Annotated in this window: 1 pseudogene; it reads left to right on the top strand. The window is 47.6% G+C overall.

What is annotated here, in order from left to right:
• Positions 1-216, top strand: a pseudogene (locus A3735_RS10170) (30S ribosomal protein S5); the annotation flags it as partial.
• Positions 217-254 lie beyond the last annotated feature (38 nt).

Below are 254 nucleotides of genomic sequence, written 5' to 3'. Positions count from 1 at the left end.
ATGCAGCCTGCTTCAGATGGTACTGGTATCATCGCTGGCGGCGCAATGCGTGCAGTGCTAGAAGTCGCAGGGATTCAAAACGTACTTGCTAAGTGCTACGGCTCTACAAACCCAGTTAACGTTGTTCGCGCAACAGTTAAAGGTTTGAGTGCAATGAAGTCACCAGAAGACGTTGCTGCTAAGCGCGGCAAGTCTGTAGACGAAATTACAGGATAAGGTCATGGCTAAGAAAACAATACAGGTTACATTGTACC

It is taken from the genome of Oleiphilus sp. HI0061, assembly GCF_001635675.1.
The sequence above is the reverse complement of the archived record's forward strand: the minus strand, read 5'-3'. Positions and strand labels throughout refer to the sequence as shown.